The 2,095-nt window shown below is 51.0% G+C and carries 1 pseudogene; it reads left to right on the forward strand.

Going from position 1 to position 2,095, the window contains the following annotated elements:
• Positions 1-2,095, forward strand: a pseudogene (locus NHE85_RS11665) (hypothetical protein); the annotation flags it as partial.

Raw genomic sequence — 2,095 nt, forward strand, 5'->3', positions numbered from 1 at the left:
GACCCCTGAACAGGCGGAATTCGGCGGCACTGATTATTTACCTACCCCGTACCTTTCAGGAGACACGACACTTTATCCGAGGATAACCGATGATATCACAGGCTGTTATACTACCGGGGTAACAGTAGATCTTAATGTGATCCCTGCGCCTATCGCCACCCCTCCGGCACCAATCGAGGAGTGTGACTTCAACAATGACGGTTTTGCACAGTTTGATATGACAGGAGCTATGGCAGCCATAGAAGCAGCCCTTGGCAATGTTGAAGTAACGGCCTATGAAACCCCTGAGGATGCCGAACATGATGTTAACCCTATCCCTAATCCGGATAACTATACCAATATCAACCAGCATGGCCAGACGATCTACCTAAGGGTGCAGTCTACCCTTACGGATTGTTATGACCTTGTTACCCTCCAGCTGATCGTAAACCCTGTTCCTGAGGCCACCGAGCCATCAGACTATGCATTATGCGATGACGGGGCCAGCGACACCGACGGTATCGCTACCTTCGACCTTACTATAAAAGCAGCTGAGATACTTGGCAGTTTAGACCCTGCCCAATACAGCATAAGCTACCACGTTAGTAATGATGATGCTGTAAACGGCACCCCTTCGATAATAAATGCAGCCAGCTACCCATCGGGTACAGCTACCATTTATGTAAGGGTAACCAATAACACCACAGGCTGCTATGATATAGTGACCCTTGAGCTTATTGTCAACCCGCTTCCGGAGCTTATCACCAACCAGTCGGTATATACACTGTGTGATACCACCGCCCCAATGGACAAAGAGGTATTTGACCTTACCAGCAGGATCCCTGACTTTATAGCCGATGCCAGCGGCATGACCATAACCTTCCACCACAGCTTTGCTGATGCCCAGGGCGATACCAACCCTATAAGCGAGACGGATGCCTTAGCCTATGAGAACCAGGTACCGCAGGTAGAGACGCTTTTTGTACGCTTTGAGGTAACAGCCACCGGGTGCTACAGGATCGGTTTCTTAGACCTTAGGGTAGAGCACCAGCCGATCATCCTTGAGCCGACCCAGGACGAGCTGACCGTATGCGATACCAACGGGCAGGGCATAGGCGAATTTGACCTTGCAGCCCTTGAAGAGAGTATGGCTAACGGCGATCCTGACCTTGTGATCACTTTCCATGAAACAGCGGAAGATGCCATAGCGGGTATAAACCCGATACCAACAACAGAGAACTATGTAAATGCCGTACCTTACATCCAGGATATCTATGTAAGGGTAACCGATACCCGCAGCGGGTGCAGCAATACTGTACCTTATGTGCTAACGCTTATTGTCTCCCCTGCACCGCAGGCCCCATCACTGGAGGACCTTACCTTCTGTGACGATGCCGACAACAACGGACAGGACGGCAAACGCAGGGTAGACCTTACGGTACAGAATGCCGTAATTGCCGATGCCCTTGGCCTTATCATACCGGATGATCTTATTGTAGAATACTATACCACCGAGACAGGAGCCAACAGCGGCCTTGCCAACAGGATCACCAACCCTGCCACCTATATGGGCTCAGACCAGCAGGTGATCTGGGTAAGGGTGGAAGACCCTGTAACAGGCTGCTACAGCGTAGAGAGCTTCATGCTTATCTTCAATGCACCGCATGCCCTTACCACACCGAGCCCTCTTGCCATCTGTAACGAAGCCCTTCCAAACGACGGCCAGACAGAGTTTGACCTTACGGTAAGGGAAGACCAGCTTTTAGGCCCATCAGGCATCGGGCAGGGGTATACCGTGGAATACTATGAATCCGACCCAAGGGTTGATACCGGCGCAATAGCCATAGCCGACCCTGAGCACTATACCAACCCCGCACCACCTGCAGGTAACCCAAAAACATTGTTTGTTAAAGTTACCACCCAGGATGGCTGTGTTAGCTATACGACCCTTACCATCAAGGTACTTCCGCTGCCAACACCGGATACTACCCCTGATGCTTTGGTGCTGTGTGATGACAACGGAGACGGTGACGGCGTAGAGGAATTTGACCTTACCCAGGCCGCAGCCGATATAAAAAACAACGGCAGCAACTACATACTTACCTACTATACTACA

This window comes from Flavobacterium sp. NRK1 (assembly GCF_024054175.1).
Lineage (GTDB): Bacteria > Bacteroidota > Bacteroidia > Flavobacteriales > Flavobacteriaceae > Flavobacterium.